This is a genomic window from Alkalinema pantanalense CENA528, from assembly GCF_050753345.1.
In the GTDB taxonomy this organism is placed as follows: Bacteria; Cyanobacteriota; Cyanobacteriia; order Leptolyngbyales; family Leptolyngbyaceae; genus Alkalinema; species Alkalinema pantanalense.
This window is the reverse complement of the sequence record NZ_JBLZFX010000180.1, coordinates 1-4,684: the sequence shown is the minus strand read 5'-3', so window position 1 is coordinate 4,684 and position 4,684 is coordinate 1. Positions and strand designations below refer to the sequence as shown.

3 protein-coding genes are annotated in these 4,684 nt (G+C 45.9%); 1 reads left to right on the top strand and 2 read right to left on the bottom strand.

Translation table 11 applies throughout. The features are described 5' to 3' along the window. Nucleotides 1-225 precede the first annotated feature (225 nt). On the bottom strand, nt 226-3,051 hold the full coding sequence (locus ACN4EG_RS27130; protein WP_431633407.1) for a cyclic nucleotide-binding domain-containing protein: 2,826 nt from the start codon (nt 3,049-3,051) through the stop codon (nt 226-228). A gap of 727 nt (nt 3,052-3,778) precedes the next feature. Further along, a complete protein-coding gene (locus ACN4EG_RS27125) occupies nt 3,779-4,228 on the bottom strand; it encodes a hypothetical protein (RefSeq protein WP_431633406.1) in 450 nt (149 codons plus the stop codon). Between the two features lie 117 nt (nt 4,229-4,345). Here ACN4EG_RS27125 and ACN4EG_RS27120 point away from each other — a divergent pair, with 117 nt between their 5' ends. Continuing rightward, a complete protein-coding gene (locus tag ACN4EG_RS27120; protein ID WP_431633405.1) occupies nt 4,346-4,555 on the top strand; it encodes a winged helix-turn-helix transcriptional regulator in 210 nt (69 codons plus the stop codon). Nucleotides 4,556-4,684 lie beyond the last annotated feature (129 nt).

Genomic DNA, 4,684 nt, shown 5'->3' with positions numbered 1-4,684 from the left:
CCTCTTGTGACCCACAACTTGGACAGGTATGCATTGTCATCGTCAGTACCTCCGGTTCACAATCTCTTGAGTTCCTCTTAATCTATTCTATCCTGCCCTTCAGGGCACTACCTAACCTCTGTACTTTCTGTACCAACGCAGTGTTAGCTGGCTGGTACTTGAACACTTCAACCTTGCTTTGTAAAGATGATTACCTACACAGCTTACAGTTGAAATTTTTTATCCTTAAAGTGGCTGTACCGATCGCACAAATCGCTGAAGTTGACGACTTTCCAATTCCAAAACTCGGCGGGCAAAATCAGGATCATGATCGAGCCATTCATCAAAAACATCCACAGAAATTGCCAGAATTCGGGTGCTTTCGCTATCTGCAACGATCGTATTTTCTGAAGTGCTATGGGCTAAAACCTCTAGCTCATCGAGCGTTTGTCCGGGATGAAGCTGTTCTAACCGAACTCCAGATTCCGTTTGATAGTGAATGTTGGCGTCACCTTCGATTAACAGCAATAACTCTCGACAAGTATCTCCGGCTTCTGTGATCATGTCTCCTCGTTTGTAAGCTCTAACCTCTGCCCGATCCGCAAGGGCAATCAATGTTGCACTCTGCATTCGGTGGAAGAAGTCGCTATTAAACAAATAAACTAATTTTTCTAGCAATGGAAATTCGGTGAGAGATAAGGTTGCTGTTGATGACGAATGCCAAGACAGTAGCTGATAGATCGTTTCCTGGACAAGCCGGGAATTGAATTCATGACGACAATTTTGAGCGATCGCCTGACTGCGTTCTATATCCAATTGAGCCATGGTATAGAGTGCTGTCGCCCGAATCATGGGATTTTGATCCTGGAACAAAACTTCTAGATGAGCCAGAATTTCTTCAGAGGAGACTTCTAGTGAACAGAAAACAGGCGTTTCTCCAGGTTGGGTCAAACATTGTAGAATTGCTGGCGGCAGTCGATCGCTCCAATTCTCCTGATCTAAAATCTCTCCTAAAATTGCGGGTGAAGTTTGTTGTAAAGACTGTGCCAGATTTAAGGCTGTTGGATCCGACTGGAGAATGGCAAGGGTTTCCAGAAGCGATCGCACAATTAGTTCTTTTTTGTTGAGAATGTTTTCTCGAAGCAGGGTTAATACCGCTTGATGTCCCTGTATCATCGGTTGATTCAGCGCGCGGTAGCAGTTAATGAGTTGGGATAATTGTGTGAGCAGAAACTCTGCTTTTTTAGCACTACTGGCATTGGTTGAAAATCCGCTCAGAATCCACTCTTCTTCCTGCGTTGTAATTGAGTATTCTCGACGCAAGGAACGAAGGGTGGCTGAGTCTTGAAAGGATACTGGCTCAAATGTCGCACGATCGATCTGTTTCTGTTGCAGCGACATTAACCGCTCCAGTGATTTTCGGTAGCCATTCAAGCGAATCTGATTTTCTAAACTGCGTTTGCGATCGGGATTTAGCAACTGCGGATCTTCAATGCCTAATTCCTCCAAAACAACGCGATGTTCGTCATCCGTAATGCTTAACTCCTGGCGCATTTGTTGTAACACTTCCAGACTGCTGGAGTAATTCACATAGCCTTCTTCCAGTGCTTCTCGCACCACGCCTTTATATGCCTGATGTCGTTTTTCTCGGGTAAAGCCAGGTAGTACCTTCGCTAATACATATACTTCATGGGTGTTTAGATCATTGAGCGAACGACCTTCCAAAAACTGTGCAACGTTCAACTGCAATTTCTCCAGCTGCTTGCGGAAGCGGGTCGCGAGATTTTCACGAGAATAGAGGTCAGGACTGCGCCGCCAGGTTTTATAGAGCCAGAGGGTACTCAGCGCCACTAAACCTAGGTCATAGAGGTACTGCACCGACAATGGGAGAAGCAGTATCAGGGGCCGTCCTCCAAAGATAAAGAAGAAATTGAAAATACCAAAGGTACAGAGGGCAAAGATGCGATGTCGGATGGTCTCGACCGATAGATTTAGCTGTTTTCTCCGACTATAGGCTTTGGCACGGTTTTCGATCCATCGTCCTCCCCAATACGCGATCGCTGTGCAACTGCCCAGTACTAGTGGAACCGCAACCAATTTTGGAATGTTGATTGTTTGCCCAAACAGGTAAAGTCCAGGGTCAAGCAGTGAAGCGAGTTGATTGGTTTGCCGTAGCCATGCTCCAGAGAAGTAATAGTTCCAGTTGCCTGCATAGAGATAGTAATAGACAAAATAGCCAATCGCTAAACCTACATAGCCATAGCGTAGAAATAAGGTTTCAGATTTGTTCAAGCTGTTCCAATAGGTACGCTCTGCATCAATGTCGATACAAGGATTTTGACAGGCAACGCAAGCACTCTGTTCTTTACCATCCGGTAGCACTGTGCGGCACATAGATTGTGTAATCGGTTGCTCACTCGTATGGGCTTTGCTGCTCAATAACCCTCCCGGTTCACTGTAAATGCTTTGCACCGGAGCCATTGGACAAAAGTACTGACACCAGGACTTACCGCCGTACCAGTAGCCCACAGTAATTGCCGCTGCCACTGTGAACAATAGCCAACCTGCTAACACTAGGCGATCGGCATTGAAAAACAAAATTCGCCCACATAACCCGGCAAATAACCAGCCAAATTGCACATAGGGATAGTTTCGACCCAGCCATGAATTTGAGTCAACCTTGGCTAATTCGTAGCGCACCTTGCCAGTCTTTTTGTGCTCTCGCTTAAATTGTCGTTGCCATCCCAACGCACGAGGAATTTGGGATAAAAATGAGAGCGGACAAATGCGCCGCCATAACTCATGTCCAAACACGAGCAAAATAAAGATGGCAGATGGCACAATTGCTCCCCAGAAGAGGGTCGTTCCTAATGGATAGGGTTGCTCAGATAAGCATTCTCCCTGCACCTGCACACAGGTATCCGCAAGCCGCAAGGGACTCCAGGGATGATCGGACGTAGTGAGTGCCGATGTCCAGGGATCATAAAACAGGGAAGCAATAATCAGGAGCCAACCCACGGTCACCGCCCAGCGAATCCAGTGCATTCGCCGCTCTGGCAGTTGTTCAAACATAGACAAACCCTCTCTCTTCTCTGGTCTTCATCAATTGTGCATCGAAGACCACCTGGTTCCGCCATTGGTTTTGTCTAGGCTAGCTATTAGATTTCTCAAAACTCCTTAACATCCTGAACTTGGAAGTTCAAAAAATAATTGCACAATACCGTTTTAACCTGAAGACACAGTTAGCTAGCGCAAAGTTTACCCGCTGTGAGTTAACTTTGCTGAGGACAGTGTAGCGTTGCCAGTCAGGTGCGACGATCGGTTAGGCTGGGCTAATCATGGAGTTTTTCCAGATTTTGGCCGGGAAACGACTGCCCACGAATCCACCCGAAAGATAGATCGAACTTTGCATCACACAAATGAGGGAGAAACTACACGATCGCTCTCAACGACCACCATCTCTGCTTCCGTGGACGGGTTCCTGGGAAAATGAGCAGATCGCCTTTGCTAGAGCTTCGATCGAATAAATTCTGGGAAAACGAACGGATCAATGTTGCGAAAGTCTCGATCGATGAGTCCGCGCCGAGTCTCGAATAACATTGATGACGCGATCAATGAGGAGATCGTAATAACCACAATTCTGAAACGTGAACTGAAATGCTGGAAAGACAGAGACTGGAAGAGCTTTTTTCTCTCTGGGCAGTCAGCATAACGACCCTGTTCACCCGCCGCTAGTAACCTCTCGGACTCAATGAAGGATCTCGATACGTTCGATGTGCAACGGAATTGTTAGGATTTGTTACGTAGCAGTCTCTGGGCTTTTTACTCGCTGCTTTTCAACGCCAATTTGCTGATCTGCTTTGTGAACAATGAGTAAAACTAACGCTATAAGTTCCGGTACAAGTGCAGCAGTAGCAGTGAGTTTTAGTGACCAGGTTTCAGCTATGTTAAATAACCCTGCTGCGCCACTCAAGTGTGCAGATACGATGTCGGTGGCATCGATGGCAATGCAGGCTAACAAGAGTGTCTTCACGGTGTTTCTATTCGCAGCAGCAACTACCACGGCAAGCACAATATCTCTGATTGCCCAAACACGAACAATGTAAGGCATTTGAATATTTGAATCGATAGGAATGCTAAGTTGCCCCATCAACCACTGTGGATCGGCATAGCCAACAGCACTGAGACTAAACCGAATCAGACACATCAGTCCTATTAGCAATGCAACATACCAGCTTTGACCTCTCATATTTACCTCTACCAATGAATGTCCTAGAAATCTATGTAGACATTAAATCCATTGGTTACTAAAGTAAAGTAGTTACCTTTCAGTAACTTTGTAACTCATAAGAAACTAGAAATATCTATGGCAGAGTCGGAATGCGCTCCCCTTGAAAAACTGCTTAACCAAATTTCAGGGCAATGGACGATGTACATATTATGGATTTTGGACACCAATGGAACGATGCGCTTTGGCGAGCTAAGACGTAAGGTTGATGGCATCTCACCTAAAGTCCTGACACAGAGATTGCGAATGCTAGAAGAAATCGGAATCATTAGAGTTGTTGGGAAATAAAACCAGCTCTGGGACAGGGTTTGCCCTGACTGTTATCTAACTTATGCTGCATCTAAGTAGAAGTTCCACAAGCCTGCTGCGTTGAACATTAAGCGGTCATCGAAATCAGGCACACGATTCCTGTAAACC